The organism is Streptomyces sp. NBC_01481 (genome assembly GCF_026339995.1).
Lineage (GTDB): Bacteria > Actinomycetota > Actinomycetes > Streptomycetales > Streptomycetaceae > Streptomyces.
On record NZ_JAPEPT010000006.1, the window covers coordinates 244,818 to 258,895 of the forward strand.

A 14,078-nucleotide genomic window follows, 5' to 3' on the forward strand; every position below is an offset into this window, starting at 1 on the left:
CGGAGTCAGCCGACCCACCCGCCGGTGAGGCCCTGCACGGCCGAGCCGTCCAGGTCGGCGAGCTTCGTGCCGGTGAAGGCGCGGGCCCAGTCGGACGTCTGGACACGGAACGCGGGCCGGTCCGCCACAAGCGTCTCCAGGACGTTTTCCGCGACCTCGGCCGGGGTCTGTGCGCCGCTGAGGAACTGCGAGACAGTGCGGTCCACGTAAGCCCGCAGCGCGTCGGTGTACGGACCCGCTGCGGCGACGGCGGCCTCCGGGTCGACACCGAGGTTGTTGACGAACTCGGTTGCCACGGCTCCGGGTTCGACGACGGAGACGGTCACGCCCAGCTTGGCCGCCACCGGCGCGAGGCTCTCCATGTAGCCCTCGACGGCGAACTTCGCAGCGCAGTACGCCTCGTTGAACGGCTGCCCGACGACCCCGCCCACACTGGTGACGGTGATCAGCCGGCCGCCGGACGCGCGCAGGTGGAGCAGGGCGGCCTTGGAGACGTGAAGCACGCCGAAGAAGTTGACCTCCATGACCCGACGCCCGTCGGCCACGGTCTCGTTCTCGAGCGTGCCGAGGTGTCCGGCACCCGCGTTGTTGATCACGGCGTCGAGGCGGCCGTGGTCGCCGATCACGCCGTCGATCGCGGCGGCGACGGAAGCCTCGTCGGTGACGTCCAGCTGCCGGATGTCGAGCTCGACCCCCGCGTCCGCGGCCGCCTTGCGCAGCGCGTCGGCGCGGCCCGTGTCGCGCAGGGTCGCCACGGTCCGCCAGCCGGCCTTGGCCGTGGCGACGGCGGTGGCCAGGCCGACAGCACCATGCTCAGCCGCAGCCAGGTCTCCCGAGTGGTCGACGCCCTGCAGAGCCGCGGTCTCGTCACCCGCACCCCGTCCCCGCGGGACGCGCGCTCCGTCGAGGTGGCACTCACACCGGAGGGCCGGCGGCTCTTCGAGGAGGCCGACGCGACGCGACGCGCCTGCCTTGCGCCGGTCTTCACCGACCTCCTCGACGCGGAGGATCTCGAAGCGCTCAGCACGGTGTGGCAGAAGCTCAAGGCCAACAAGAACGCCTGAGCAGGACGGCCGGACGGGTCGGCCAATCAGCCGAGGAAGCTCAACCGAACCTGCCTGCGGCTCCCGTGCCCTGAGACCAGTCGGCCCCGAGCGGACCTCACGAGAACCGACCCCGCCATTCCGCGCGTCATGATCTACGGTCCATCAGTCACCTAAGACGGGGGAGGGGCCGTGGAGCAGGCAAGGACAGCGCTCGCCGAGCGAATTGCCGAGCAGAGAAGGGGAGTCGGTGACCCTCGTGCGCTGGTAGGTGAGATGCGGCGCTCGGTCCTTCTCGTGCCGACGGCCGGCGGAGGCCTCTGGTCGGCGCGGTCGGGCGGGGTGCGGTGGATCTGCGGGTTCACCGACGAGGCCGCACTGGCCCGGTTCGCCCTGCTGCACGCATCCGGTGATCAGCCGATGGACTACGCCGCGCTGCTGGGCGCGCGCATCGTCGACGAGGTCGTGCCGTCCCTGGACGAGCCGGCCGGCCTCGCCGTCGACATCGCCACCGAGGACGGGTCGATGTTCTTCCCACCGGTCGTTGGCATCGTCCCGGATGCGGCCGCCGTCGACTTCGGTGAGGCGGAGGAGGGGCGCAGCCATGGGCGGTGACGGGGCGGATCTGAACTTCGACAAGGCGTCCGTCGCGAAGTTCACGCAGGGCGTGGGCGCGACCATCGACCAGCTCGGTGAACTCGGCGGCGCCACCGGTTCCGTGATGGGCAAGGGCTTCTCGGAGCTGTCGATGACCGGGATGGAGGCCGGGCACCACGGCCTCTCGGTCGACTTCGAGGACTTCTGCGAGCGCTGGGAGTGGGGCGTGCGCGCCCTGGTGAGCGACGCCAGCGCGATCGCGAACCGCCTCGGCCTGGCGGCGGGCACCCAGTGGGAGCACGACCAATACGTCGAGGGCGCACTGAAGGTGGGCGTCAATTCCGTGATGGGCGGCAACCCGCACGCCACCGAGGAGGAGATCACGAAGCAGGACTGGGGCGACGTGTTCACGCCGGACTACCTGGACCCGGACTGGAGCGCCGAGTCGTGGGACCGGGCCGGTCAGGAGATGGAGCAGACGTGGAAGGACACCGGCCGCACCGTCCTCACCGAGGGCTACGGCGGCCGGCAGTCGGAGCTGCTGAACGACGAGTTCGGCATCTCCGAGGACCAGTGGAACCAGGCGCTGGACGACACCTTCGGCCCGTCGCCGGAGGAACGCGCCCAGCAGGCACCGCAGCAGGGTGAGTCCGGGGGGAACTGAGCATGGGTATCGGCGACTTCATCAGTGACATCACGCCCGATTCGGTCGAGGACGCGGTCGAGGACGGCGCCGAGTGGGTCGGCAACCGGGTCGAGGACGCCGGGAACTGGACCGCCGACCGGCTGGACGACGTCGGCTGGGAGTCCGGTGCGGACTGGGTACGCGAGCAATCCCGTTCGGTCGCCAATCGGATGGGCGCCGAGGTCGACGAGATGGACCTCGGGCAGACCGAGGACAAGACCAAGCTGATCTACGGCAGCCCGGACACGATCCGCTCCAACGCCAAGAAACTCCGCACCTTCCAGAAGTCCTTCGACAACGCCGGCAAAGGCCTCAAAGGACTCGACTCCTCACAGCTCAAGGGCGAGGCGGCCGAGGCCCTGCGGACCGCCGTGCGCACCCAGCCGCCCAAGTGGTTCACCGGTGCCGACGCCTGCGAGAAGGCGGCTTCCGCGCTGGAGGCGTTCGCCGGCACGGTCACCTGGGCGCAGGGGCAGGCACAGACGGCGATCGACAAGTGGAAGGAGGGCACCAAGGCCTCCACGGACGCCGCCGACGCCCACCGCAAGAAGATCGACCACTACAACAGCGCGGTCGACCGCTACAACGCCCAGCCCGCCGACCAGCGCAACCCGTCCACGCTCCCGCCCTGCCCCGCCCCGACGTTCGCCGACCCCGGCCAGAAGCTGATGCAGGAAGCGCAGGAGATCCTCGCCGAGGCCCGCAAGCAGCGGAACACGGCCGCGGAGACCGCGCGCACCGCGGTCCGCGCCGCCCGTGACAAGGCCCCGGAGAAGCCGTCGTACGCCGAGCAGTTGCGCGACGGGCTCCAGGAACTGCAGATCATGGGGGACCACGTCGGCGGCGGCATCATCAAGGGCACCGCGGGGATCCTGAACTTCGTCCGGGGGATCAACCCCCTGGACGCGTACAACATCACGCACCCGGCCGAGTACGCCACCTCCCTCAACAGCCTGGCCGCAGGGCTGGTGGTCGCCGCCAACGACCCGATCGGCACCGGCCGCCAGATGATCAGCGACTTCATGAAGGACCCGTACGAGGGCTTGGGCCGTCTGCTGCCCGACGCCGCTCTGACTGTGGCCACCGGCGGAGGCGGCGCCGCGGTGAAGGGCATACGCATCGCCGCGGACATGGCTGACGCCGCGAAGGCCCGCAAGCTGGTCGACAACGCCCCGGACGGCACCCACAACACCCCGGACGGCGACCGCAAGGCCGGCGGCGACCCGGTGGACCTCGCCACGGGCCGGATGTTCCTGCCCCAGACCGACATCGAACTGCCCGGCATCCTGCCGCTGGTCTTCACCCGCCGCACCGAGTCCGGTTGCGCGGTCGGCCGCTTCCTGGGTCCCGCCTGGACGTCCACCGTCGACGAGCGTCTGGAGATCGACGCCGTCGGCGTCGTCCACGTCACCGCCGACGGGCTCCTGATCCCGTACCCGCACCCGGTGCCCGGCGCGCCCACCCGGCCGGAGACGGGCAGGGCCCGCACCCTGCTGGCCCGCGACGCCGACGGCGACTACACGGTCACCGACCCCGACAGCGGCCTCACCTTCCACTTCACCGCCCCGGCCGGCAGCGAGCCGGGCGGCGACGGCGACGCCTGGCTGTCCGGAATCACCGAACGCAACGGCCACTCCCTCACCGTCGACCGCACCGAGGACGGAGTGCCGCTGGCCCTGGTCCACTCGGCGGGCCATCAGGTGAAGCTGTCCGTCGCCGACGGCCTGGTCACCGCCCTGTCCTTGGCCGGCGCGGGCGAGGGCGGCGCGGACCTGCCCCTGATGAGCTACGGCTACCAGGACGGCGACCTCACCGCCGCCACCAAGCCGTCCGGCGCCACCACCACCTTCGTGTACGACGACCGCCGCCGCGTCATCGCCTGGATCGACTCCAACGGAAGCCGCTACGACTACGTCTACGACGACCGCGACCGCGTCGTTGCGGAGGGCGGCGAGGCCGGCCACATCCAGATCACCCTGGCCTACACCGACCCGGCCCCCGAGACCGGCCACCACACCACCACGCTCAGTACCGCCGACGGGCACGCGACCCGCCACCTGTTCGGCCCCGGCTGCCGTCTCCTGGCCATCACCGACCCCCTCGGCCACACCACCCGGTTCAGCTACGACCCGCGCGGCAACCTCATGACCCGCACCGACCCGCTGGGCCTCACCACCGCCTTCGCGTACGACGAGGACGATCGGCTCATCTCCGCCACCCGCCCCGACGGGAGCGAACTGCGCACCGTGCGCGGCCTGTTCGGCCTGCCGGTGGAGGTCTTCGGGCCGGACGGCGCCCGTACGGTCCATGAGTTCGACGAACGCGGCAACCGCACGGCGGTCACCGACCCGGCCGGCACCACCACCCGCTACACCTACGACCACGGCGGCCGGCTCACCTCGGTCACCGACGCCCTCGGGGCCACAACACGCGTGGTGTGCGACGCGGTGGGGCTGCCCGTGGAGGTGACCGACCCGGCCGGCGCCATCACCCGCACGGAGCGCGACGCCCTCGGCAGGCCGATCCGCATCACCGATCCGATGGGCGGCGTCACCCGCCTGGAATGGCACGCCGACGGACAGCTCGCCCGGCGCACCGGCCCCGACGGCGCGGTGGAGTCATCGAGTTACGACGGCGAGGGCAACCTGCTCACCCGCACCGACGCCTCCGGTGGGGTCTCCCGCTTCGAGTACACCCACTGCGACCTGCCGGTCGCCCGCACCGGACCGGACGGCGCGCGCTACGAGTTCGAGCACGACGCCGGGCTGCGCCTCACCCGCGTCACCAACCCGCAAGGTCTGACCTGGACCTACGAGTACGACGGTGCCGACAACATCGTCTCCGAGACCGATTTCGACGGACGCACCCTCACCTACCGGCTGGACGCCGCGGGCCGGCTGGCCGCCCGCGTCGACGCGCTCGGCGGGACCATCGCGTTCGAGCGTGACCAGCTCGGCCAGGTGCTCGCCAAGGACGTCGACGGCCAGGTGACGACCTACGCCTACGACAGGGCCGGTCGCCTCCTGGAGGCGACCGGACCGGACAGCGAGCTGCGGTACCAGTACGACCGTCGCGGACGCACCAAGACGGAGCTGGTCGACGGCCGCCCCCTCATGTACGCGTACGACGTCCTGGGCCGCCGTACGCGCCGCACCACACCCACGGGTCACGTCACCTCCTACGTCTACGGCGCCGACGGGCAGGCCCACCGCCTCATCGCCGGCGGCCACCGCGTCGACTTCACCCACGACGCCGCCGGCCGCGAGCTGGCCCGTGTCTTCGGCGACGCGATCACCATGACCTCCGCCTGGGACGAGGCCGGACGGCTCTCCGCGCAGCACATCACCGCCGGCGGACGCGCCGTCAACAGCCGCGCCTACTCATACCGCGCGGACGGTCACCTGACCTCCGTCGCGGACCGGCTGTCGGGCACCCGCACCTTCGATCTCGACCGGGCAGGCCGGGTCACCGCCGTCCATGCCCAGGGCTGGACGGAGCGGTACGCCTACGACGACGCCGGCAACCAGACCTCGGCGTCCTGGCCGTCCGGCCACCCCGGCAGCGAGGCCATCGGACCACGCGCCTACACGGGCACCACCATCACCCGAGCCGGAGGCGTGCGTTTCGAGCACGACGCCCTCGGAAGGGTCGTCCTGCGGCAGAAGACCCGTCTCTCCCGCAAGCCAGACACCTGGCGCTACGCGTGGGACACGGAGAACCGCCTCACCTCCGTGACCACGCCCGACGGAACACGGTGGAGGTACCGCTACGACGCCCTGGGCCGCCGCACCGCGAAGCAGCGGCTGGCGGCCGACGACGAGAGCGTGGTGGAGGAGGTCCGCTTCACCTGGGACGGCCTGACCCTGTGCGAACAGACCAGCCACCAACCGGACCTCCCGCACACGGTCGCCCTCACCTGGGACCACCGTGCCGACGTCCCCCTGGCCCAGACCGAGCGCATCCTCACGCCCGACGGACGCCAGGAGGAGATCGACCGCCGCTTCTTCGCCATCGCCACCGACCTCATCGGCACCCCCACCGAACTGATCGACGAGTCCGGCGACATCGCGTGGCACTCCCGGTCCACCCTGTGGGGCACCACCGCCTGGACCCGCAACAGCAGCACGTACACCCCGCTGCGTTTCCCCGGCCAGTACTTCGACCCCGAGACCGGCTTCCACTACAACTACTTCCGGCACTACGACCCGGAGAGCGGCCGCTACACCTCCCCGGACCCCCTCGGCCTGGCTCCCGCCCCGAACCCCCTCGCGTACGTGGACAACCCGCACAGCGGGTGCGACCCGTTGGGCCTCATGCCCAAGTACACGAAGGAGGAGAAGGCCCAGCAGGCCAGGGAAAAGGCCATCGAGACCGCAGACAAGGTTGTCGAGAGAGCCCAGGGCGACCGGATGAACAAGGCAGGCAACTACCACGGGGACTCCATGCACGGCTTCAGGGACGAACGGGTCCTGGAGATCCTCAAGAGCCCGGACGCGGTGTACCACTCGACGGCGGGCAGCGGAAGGTTGATCTTCCGTCAGGGTGAGGACATCGTGGTGGCGGAGGGTGGCGGCGCCGGCGCAGGCAACGTCATCACGGCATACGGCCCGTCCGGCATCAGGGGCGACTCCGGCGTGAGGGCGCTCGGCGGCTTGCCGACCGATCCCGGTGGGCCGATTACCCACGCAGACGTGGTGGAGGGCAGGATTCCCGCCAAGAACGGCTACATGGCTCCCGGAGTGCAGATTCGATGAGGCGGCAAGCACGATGAGACTCACCCTCGACGGCGACTGGAATGCAACGGTGACGGGCGATCCACTGCGCAGCACCCCGCGTTTCGACTTCCCGGGCCAATGTGTGCGCATTGCGGAGTACGCCGACGTGGAGGAATGGCAGCGGTTCCTCGTGGAGACTTTCGGCAGCCAGGAGTGGCTGTGGGACGCTCCCGACGAGCTCCGGTTCGATCCGGCCGGCCGGGAACTCGTCGGCGTCGGGTTCCGATTGCCCTATGAGTCCGCCGATGCCGAGGACTCTGCGCGCGTTCCCGCCACACCCCCCGTCCATCCGGGCGGCCTCCGCGCGGACGAGGCCCGGGACTTCCGCCTGGAGGTGACCACTGAGCTGTGCCGAGCCCCCGGGGACACCGTGCTGACCTGCCTGCGCGATCTCGACGTGCTCGACGAGCCGCTGGAGGCCCGCATCGGCATCGCCCCCGATGTGGCACTCCTCGTCCAGCACGACACCGTCGTCGGCTGGAGCCTCACCGACCCCGTGCGGTACCTGACAACTGCCTTCGCCGCCCCCGATCCGACTCCCCCCGCCCCGGCCACCCGGCGCCTCTTCACCGCATGCATGGACATGATCACCACGCCGCTCCTCGACGCGGTGAAGAGCCGGAACCCGGCCGCCCTGGCCAAGCTCCGGGAACTCGACCACAGCCTGCGGAGCCAACACGAGGACCGCCACCGAGCCGACGCGCTGCTCGCGCTCCTCGGCGACCTGGTGGAGGACTACGCCGACCGACCCACCGAGCAGAAGCCGTGAAGCCCGGGCCCGGCACTCCTCGTCCAGGGCGACTCGATCGCTGGCCGTCGAGGCGCCCGGTGGACGCCCCCTCCGTTCCTGGCGATCTCCGGACGCCGCCCCGAACCCCTGCGGCTCGTGGCGGAGGACACCAGGTCCTTCGCCCTCCCGCCAGACAGCGGCGACCCCGACCTGGAACGCGCATCTCCGGGAATGCAGATCAGATGAGGCAAGAATGACCATGAAACTGTCGTTCGACGGTGACTGGTCGGCGACGGTGACGGTGACGGACGATCCGCTGCCCATCGCCCCCCGCTTGACGGGCGACTCTGTGGACGTCGCGCGCTACGCGGACGTGATGGAGCGTGAGCGGTTCGTCGCGGATACCTTCGGTAGCCAGCACTGGCTGTGGGACACGCCTGACGTCTTCCGGTTCGACCCGGACAGCCGGAAGCTGGTCGGGGCCGAACTCCAGATGCCGTACCTCTCCGCGTACGCCGAGACCTCCGTTCGCGTTCCCGTCCTACCCGCGGTACGCCAGGGCGGGCTCCGCGCGGACGAGGTCCGGGACTTCCGGCAGGAGATGTGCACGGTGCTGTGCCGCGCTCCCGGGGATGCCGTGCTGATCTGTCTGCGCGACCTCGACGTCCTCGACGAGCCGCTGGAAGCCTGTATCGGCATCGCCCCCGACGTGGCGCTCGTGGTCCAGCACGGCACAGTGGTCGGCTGGACCCTCACAGATCCCGCACAGTACCTGGCGAACACGTTCACGGACCCCGACCCCGACCCGCCCTCCCCCGCGACTCGTCGCCTGCTCACCGAATGCCTGGACCTGGTCACCACGCCGGTGGTCGACGACGTGGTGGACGGTGAGCCGGCCGCCCTGGCCCGCCTCCGGGCCGCGGATGAGGCCCTGCGCGCCCAGCGCGAGGACCGCCACCGAGCCGACGCCCTGCTCGAGCTGATCGCCACTTACGTGGAGGACTACGGGAACTGGTGAACGAGGACGAAGGCCAGGGCTTCGGGTGCAGGTTCGATGGGGTGGCATCCAGCATGAGACTCACCATCGACGACTGGAACGCGACGGTGATGGGCGATCCGCTGCGCGTGGTGCCGCGCTTCGATTTCCGGGACTTTCGTGTGCGCATCGCGGCGTACGCGAACGTGGAGGAATGGCAGCGGTTCCTGCTGGACACGTTCGGCAGCGGGCCGTGGCTGTGGGACACGCCTGACGAGCTCCGGTTCGATCAGGGCAGCCTCGAACTGGTCGGCGCCGAGCTTCATTTGGCCGGAGCGGCCGCCGATGCCGCGGACTCCTCCCGCGTTCCCGCCGCGCCCCCCGTCCGCCCGGGCAGCCTTCGCGCGGACGAGGCCCGGGACTTCCGCCTGGAGGTGACCACGGAGCTCTGCCGCGCCCCCGGGGACACTGTGCTCACCTGTCTGCGCGACCTCGATGTCCTCGACGAGCCGCTGGAAGCCCGCATCGGCATCGCCCCCGACGTGGCGCTCCTCGTCCAGCACGGCAGCGTCGTCGGCTGGAGCCTCACCGACCCCGCTCGGTACCTGACCACCGCCTTCGGCGCCCCGGACCCGGCTCCCCCCGCCCCGGCGACCCGGCTTCTCTTCACCGCATGCATGGACTTGATCACCACGCCGCTGCTCGACGCGGTAAGAAGCCGGGACCCGGCCGCCCTGGCCAAGCTCCGGGAACTCGACCACAGCCTGCGGAGCCAACGCGAGGACCGGCACCGGGTCGACGCCCTGCTCGCGCTCATCGGCGACCTGGTCGAGGACTACGCCAGGCCGACCGAACAGAAGCCGTGAACAGGATCGCACCGCCTGCCTGACGCCCGACCTCTGACGCCTGGTCAGGGAAGGTTCCGTCGAAGCCGTGCGGAAAGGTGGTGCTGCAGGGGCTGACCGACCGCCGCGAGGTCGTGGACGAAGTCGAGCGTGTCCTCGTCCGTCACGGTGTAGCGGCGGCGGGTGGCGTTCACCTCCTTGGCCGTGGGAGTGAGAGCCACCTCGTGGCTCGTGAGGTCGACCGTGCCGGCGACGGCATTGCCGACCAGGATCTCCGCGATGCCGGTGGGCTGGGTGATCAACGCCTCGACCCGTCCATCGGGTTGCAGCCGCCACCAGCCGGCCTCTCGGGCCGACGGCCGCAGCGGGGTACCGTCCGCGTCGAGCAGCCAGGCGCGCGCCTCGTAGTGGAGGAACGGCCGCCCGTCGTGGCTGAAGGTGACCTCCTGCGCGTACGTGAACTCCTTGTCGAGCGTCGGATATCCGCCCCGGCCCCGGCCGACCCAGGTACCCAGCAGCCCGATCACCGGCACGAGCAGTGCGTGCGGTGCGGGTGCCTCGCCCAATCCCAGGGCGTCGGGATACGGGGGCTTCTGGGCGGGGTCGGACATGATGTGCGCTCCTGGGTCGCGGCCGGTGCCGAATGGCAGCTTAGGCGGACGCACCTACCGGCCGAGCGTAGGCTTCGCTCAGCATGAACGCGGCGCGGGGGGCGGAGTACATGACGGCTGAGCCGGCACACAGGTGGGGGTCGACCCTCGATTCGGTCGTGGTGTACGCGCAAGGCGCGGTCTGCCGCCGTCTGACCCGGGGCAGCGTGCCGCCCGACGGCCGGGTGCGGGTGACGGGACTGCCCCGCTCGCTGGACCCGGGTTCGCTGCGGGCCCGTGCCGTGGGCGCCCCCGGGGTGCGCGTCACCGAGGCCCGGGTGGAAGTCGAGGCCGAGCCGCTCGCGACGGGGACGCCCGACGCGTTGCGACGCGAGGTCGAGCGGCTGCGCGACGAGTACGCGGCGGCCGAGGGGCGCCGGGACCGGCAGCTGAGTCTGATCGAGGAGGTCAGGGCTCTCCACCCGGTTCCGCCTGCCCGCAAGCGCGAGGACCCGCACCGCCGCACCCCGGTCGACGCGTGGCTGGGGCTCGCCGACTTCGTCGACGAGCGGCTGACGGGACTGCACACCCGCCTCGTCGAGCTGGAGGAGGCGCTGCGCGAGGTCGAGCACGAGCTCGACCTCGCCGCCGACAGGCTCGACCGCGCATCCACCGACGCACCGCCGGCGCACGTGGAGACCACGGTCTGCGCGGTCCTCACCCTCGACGGCACCGGGGACACGGAGGTGGAGCTGGAGTACGGGGTGCCGGGCGCCGTCTGGGTACCGACGTACCGTCTCACTCACCGTCAGGGCGACGGCAGCGGCCGTCTGGTGCTGCGCGCCTCGGTCGCCCAGCGGACCGGCGAGGACTGGGCCGGCGTACGCATCGCCCTGGCCACCGCCGATCTTCGGCGCCGCACCGACCTCCAGAGGCTCCGCTCGGTCCGCATCGGACGCCGTCAGCCCGCCCCCGCGCCGTCCGGCTGGCGCGAGCCCCCGGCGGGTCTCGCCGACCTGTTCGCTGCCTACGACGCGGCAGGCCCTCGCCCCGCCCCGATCGCCGGACCCGGACCCGAGGCCGTCGGGGCCGGCTCCGCGCCCGGTCCCGTGCCGCCACCGCCCCCTCCCCCGCCGGCACCGCAGAGTTACGGCGGGCCGCCCTCGGCGCTCCCGGTGCCCGGCGGCGCGTACGGTGCTCCCCCGGAGGCCTTCGGCGGCGGCATGCCCGACCTTGCGCAGCCGGCTCGGTCGCGAGGGGCCGGCAGGCTGGGTGCCGGCGGCGGATCCTTCGCCGGGGCCCCCGCTCCCATGGCACCCGTGGCTCCCGGTTCGGCCGCGCCGCCGCCACCCCCTCCGGCACCGGCAGCCGCTCCGCCGCAGCCGAGCGGCGCCGAGCTCGACTATGCCGCCCTTGTCCTGTGCGGCCCTGACGAGCAGGGCGGTCGCAGAGGCCGGCTGTTTCCCGACTCTCCCTTCGACCCGGTGGCGGCCGAGTACCGCCGCCGCGCCGAAGCGGTGGCCGCGCTGCCGCTGCCCGGACAGGCCGTGCGGCCCCGCGAGTCGGCGGGTTCCTTCGACCACCGCTTCGATGCCACCGCCCGCGCCGACATTCCGTCGGACGGCACCTGGCACACCGTCACCGTCGGCGAGATCCCGGTCGGCCTGCGCACCGAGTACCTCTGCGTGCCGTCCGTGGAGCAGACCGTGTACGCGACGTTGGTGCTCTCCAACGCCACCGACCAGGCACTGCTGGCCGGACCGGTGGAGGTCACCGTCGACGACGACTTCCTGCTGACCGCAGCACTGCCCACGCTCGCCCCCGGCGGTGTCCGCCGGGTGGGGCTCGGGCCGGCCGAGGGCATCCGGGTCACCCGCCGTACGAACCTGCACGAGTCGACCTCGGGCCTGCGCAACAACACCACCGTGCTCGACCACCGTGTCCACGTGGAGCTGGCCAACCGGCTCGCCAGACCCGTCACCGTCGAAGTCCGCGAGCGGGTGCCGGTCACCTCCGAACCGGACGTCCGGATCGAGGAACGGGCCGACTGGACGGCACCCGAGGACGGCACGGGGCCCGATCGCCATGCGCCGGGCACCCGCGTCTGGCGGCTGGACCTGCCCGCAGGCGCCACTGCCGCTCTCGACGGCGGCTACGAGATCCGCATCCCGACCGGCAAGGCCCTGGTCGGCGGCAACCGCAGGAGCTGACACACGCCATGTCCACGGCCCCGAAGCCGATCGCCCTCCCCGTCACCGCCGTCACGTGCCTCGAGGATCGCGCCCACATCGAGCGCGCCGTCGTGCTCGACCTGGAGGCCGGGGTCCAGCGGCTGCGTCTCGGGCCGGTCAGTGCGCTGGCCGTCGACCGGACCCTCCATGCCGAGCTGACCGCCGATCACCCCTCGACCGTGCTCGACGTGCGGATCGTCCGCAGCTGGACGCCGCGCGGGCCGCTGCCGTCCACCGACGACGACTCCGCTCTGCGCCACCGCGTACACGCCCTCGAAGAGGAGCGGCTGGCCCTGGGGCAGCGACGCGACCGGCTGCATGCCCGCATTGACCTGCTCGGCCGCCTCGCCGCCGATCTGCTGCGGGAGATCGGCGAAGGCGCCGGCTCCGGGGAGACCGAACGGTCCCGCTGGGCCCGCGAACTGGACCGGGTGGACGACGAGCGCGACGCGTACGGCGAGCAACTCCGCACCGTGGAGGCCCGGCTGGCCGCCCTCGCTGCCGAACTCGGGGAAGCCCAGCGGACCATGCATCTCTCCGAGGAGGAGCCCGCCGAGCTGGTCGGCCATATCGAGTTGACCGTGGAGGCCGCGGTCGCCGGGCCGGTCGCGCTGCGCCTGAGCCACCTCACCCCGTGTGCGCTGTGGCGGCCCGCCTACCGGGCCGTGCTCGACGGGGACTCCCTGACACTGGAGACCGACGCGATGGTCTGGCAGCGCACCGGTGAGGACTGGTCGGACGTACGGCTGACATTGTCGACGGCCCGCTCGGCGCTGGCCACCGATCCGCCACGGCTGGGCGAGGACCGGCTGACGCTCAAGGACCGCTCCGCAGCGGAGCGCCGCACGGTCGATGTCGAACTGCGCGAGGAGGAGATCGGGACCCTCGGCCCGGCCCCGGTGCTCGGCCTGCCGGGGGTGGACGACGGCGGCGAGGCGCTGGTGTGGAGATCCCCCGCGCCGGTCTCGGTGCCCGGTGACGGCCGCGCCCACCGAGTGCCGCTCTCCGCATTCACCACGGCCGCGCGCAGTGAGTACGCCTGCTCACCGGAGTTGTCCCCCCTGGTCACCCAGGTGGTGCGGTTCGAGAACCTGTCCGGCCACGCGCTGCTCGCCGGGCCCGTGGACCTGGTCCGCGGCAGCGGATTCAGCGGCCGCGGCACGCTGGACTTCACCGCCCCCGGCGCCCCCGTTGAGCTGGCCTTCGGCAGCTGCGACGACTACAGGGTGGTCCGGGATGCCGAGGAGTCCCGCGACTCCGCCGGAATCACCCAGCGGACCGTTGTCACCCGCACGGTCCGGCTGCACCTGTCCCGGTTCTCCGCCCCCGGGGAGCACGGCGAGCGGGTGGTCGTCCTTCGGGAGCGGATCCCGGTCTCCGAGATCTCGGCGGTGGAGATACGCCTGCACAAGGATTCGTGCTCCCCTGCGCCCGACGTGGTCGACGCCGAGGGCATCGCCCGCTGGGACGTCACCCTCCCACCCGGCGGCCGCCGCACGGTCACCCTGGTCTACGAGCTGTCGGCGAGCGCCAAAGTCACCGGGCTCTGAGCTCGGTGGGCCGCTGCACGCCGGCTGGTGCAGGCCTGATCCGGGCTCCCGCCCCC

10 protein-coding genes and 1 pseudogene are annotated in these 14,078 nt (G+C 71.9%); 9 read left to right on the forward strand and 2 right to left on the reverse strand.

Annotated features, from left to right (window positions below):
• Nucleotides 1-5: 5 nt before the first annotated feature.
• On the reverse strand, nt 6-854 hold the full coding sequence (locus OOK40_RS30955) for an SDR family NAD(P)-dependent oxidoreductase (RefSeq protein WP_266488539.1): 849 nt from the start codon (nt 852-854) through the stop codon (nt 6-8).
• Here OOK40_RS30955 and OOK40_RS30960 point away from each other — a divergent pair.
• The 7 genes and pseudogenes from OOK40_RS30960 to OOK40_RS30990 all read left to right on the forward strand — a co-directional run.
• Nucleotides 801-1,064 (forward strand): annotated as a pseudogene (locus tag OOK40_RS30960) (MarR family winged helix-turn-helix transcriptional regulator); the annotation flags it as partial. The gene OOK40_RS30955 and the pseudogene OOK40_RS30960 overlap by 54 nt on opposite strands.
• A 171-nt stretch (nt 1,065-1,235) precedes the next feature.
• The gene (locus OOK40_RS30965; protein WP_266488141.1) at nt 1,236-1,658 is read left to right on the forward strand and encodes a hypothetical protein; all 423 of its coding nucleotides are present in this window, start codon (nt 1,236-1,238) and stop codon (nt 1,656-1,658) included.
• Nucleotides 1,648-2,304: a hypothetical protein gene (locus tag OOK40_RS30970; protein ID WP_266488143.1), complete on the forward strand. Its 657-nt coding sequence runs from the start codon at nt 1,648-1,650 to the stop codon at nt 2,302-2,304. Before OOK40_RS30965 ends, OOK40_RS30970 begins: the two co-directional genes overlap by 11 nt.
• A gap of 2 nt (nt 2,305-2,306) precedes the next feature.
• Nucleotides 2,307-7,079, forward strand: a complete 4,773-nt coding sequence (locus OOK40_RS30975; protein WP_266488145.1) for a putative T7SS-secreted protein — start codon at nt 2,307-2,309, stop codon at nt 7,077-7,079.
• A 13-nt stretch (nt 7,080-7,092) separates the two neighbouring features.
• Nucleotides 7,093-7,869 (forward strand): hypothetical protein, encoded by a 777-nt coding sequence (locus tag OOK40_RS30980; RefSeq protein WP_266488148.1) that lies wholly within the window; start codon nt 7,093-7,095, stop codon nt 7,867-7,869.
• Nucleotides 7,870-8,083: 214 nt separating this feature from the next.
• On the forward strand, nt 8,084-8,848 hold the full coding sequence (locus OOK40_RS30985) for a hypothetical protein (protein WP_266488149.1): 765 nt from the start codon (nt 8,084-8,086) through the stop codon (nt 8,846-8,848).
• Between the two features lie 53 nt (nt 8,849-8,901).
• A complete protein-coding gene (locus OOK40_RS30990; protein WP_266488151.1) occupies nt 8,902-9,672 on the forward strand; it encodes a hypothetical protein in 771 nt (256 codons plus the stop codon).
• A 44-nt stretch (nt 9,673-9,716) separates the two neighbouring features.
• Here OOK40_RS30990 and OOK40_RS30995 read toward each other — a convergent pair whose 3' ends face one another.
• Nucleotides 9,717-10,262, reverse strand: coding sequence for an FABP family protein (locus tag OOK40_RS30995; RefSeq protein ID WP_266488153.1), 546 nt, complete (start codon nt 10,260-10,262; stop codon nt 9,717-9,719).
• A 110-nt stretch (nt 10,263-10,372) separates the two neighbouring features.
• Here OOK40_RS30995 and OOK40_RS31000 point away from each other — a divergent pair, with 110 nt between their 5' ends.
• A complete protein-coding gene (locus tag OOK40_RS31000; protein ID WP_266488154.1) occupies nt 10,373-12,451 on the forward strand; it encodes a DUF4139 domain-containing protein in 2,079 nt (692 codons plus the stop codon).
• An 8-nt stretch (nt 12,452-12,459) separates the two neighbouring features.
• Complete coding sequence (locus OOK40_RS31005; protein WP_266488157.1) at nt 12,460-14,022, forward strand: mucoidy inhibitor MuiA family protein; 1,563 nt, start codon at nt 12,460-12,462, stop codon at nt 14,020-14,022.
• The last annotated feature ends 56 nt before the right edge of the window (nt 14,023-14,078 follow it).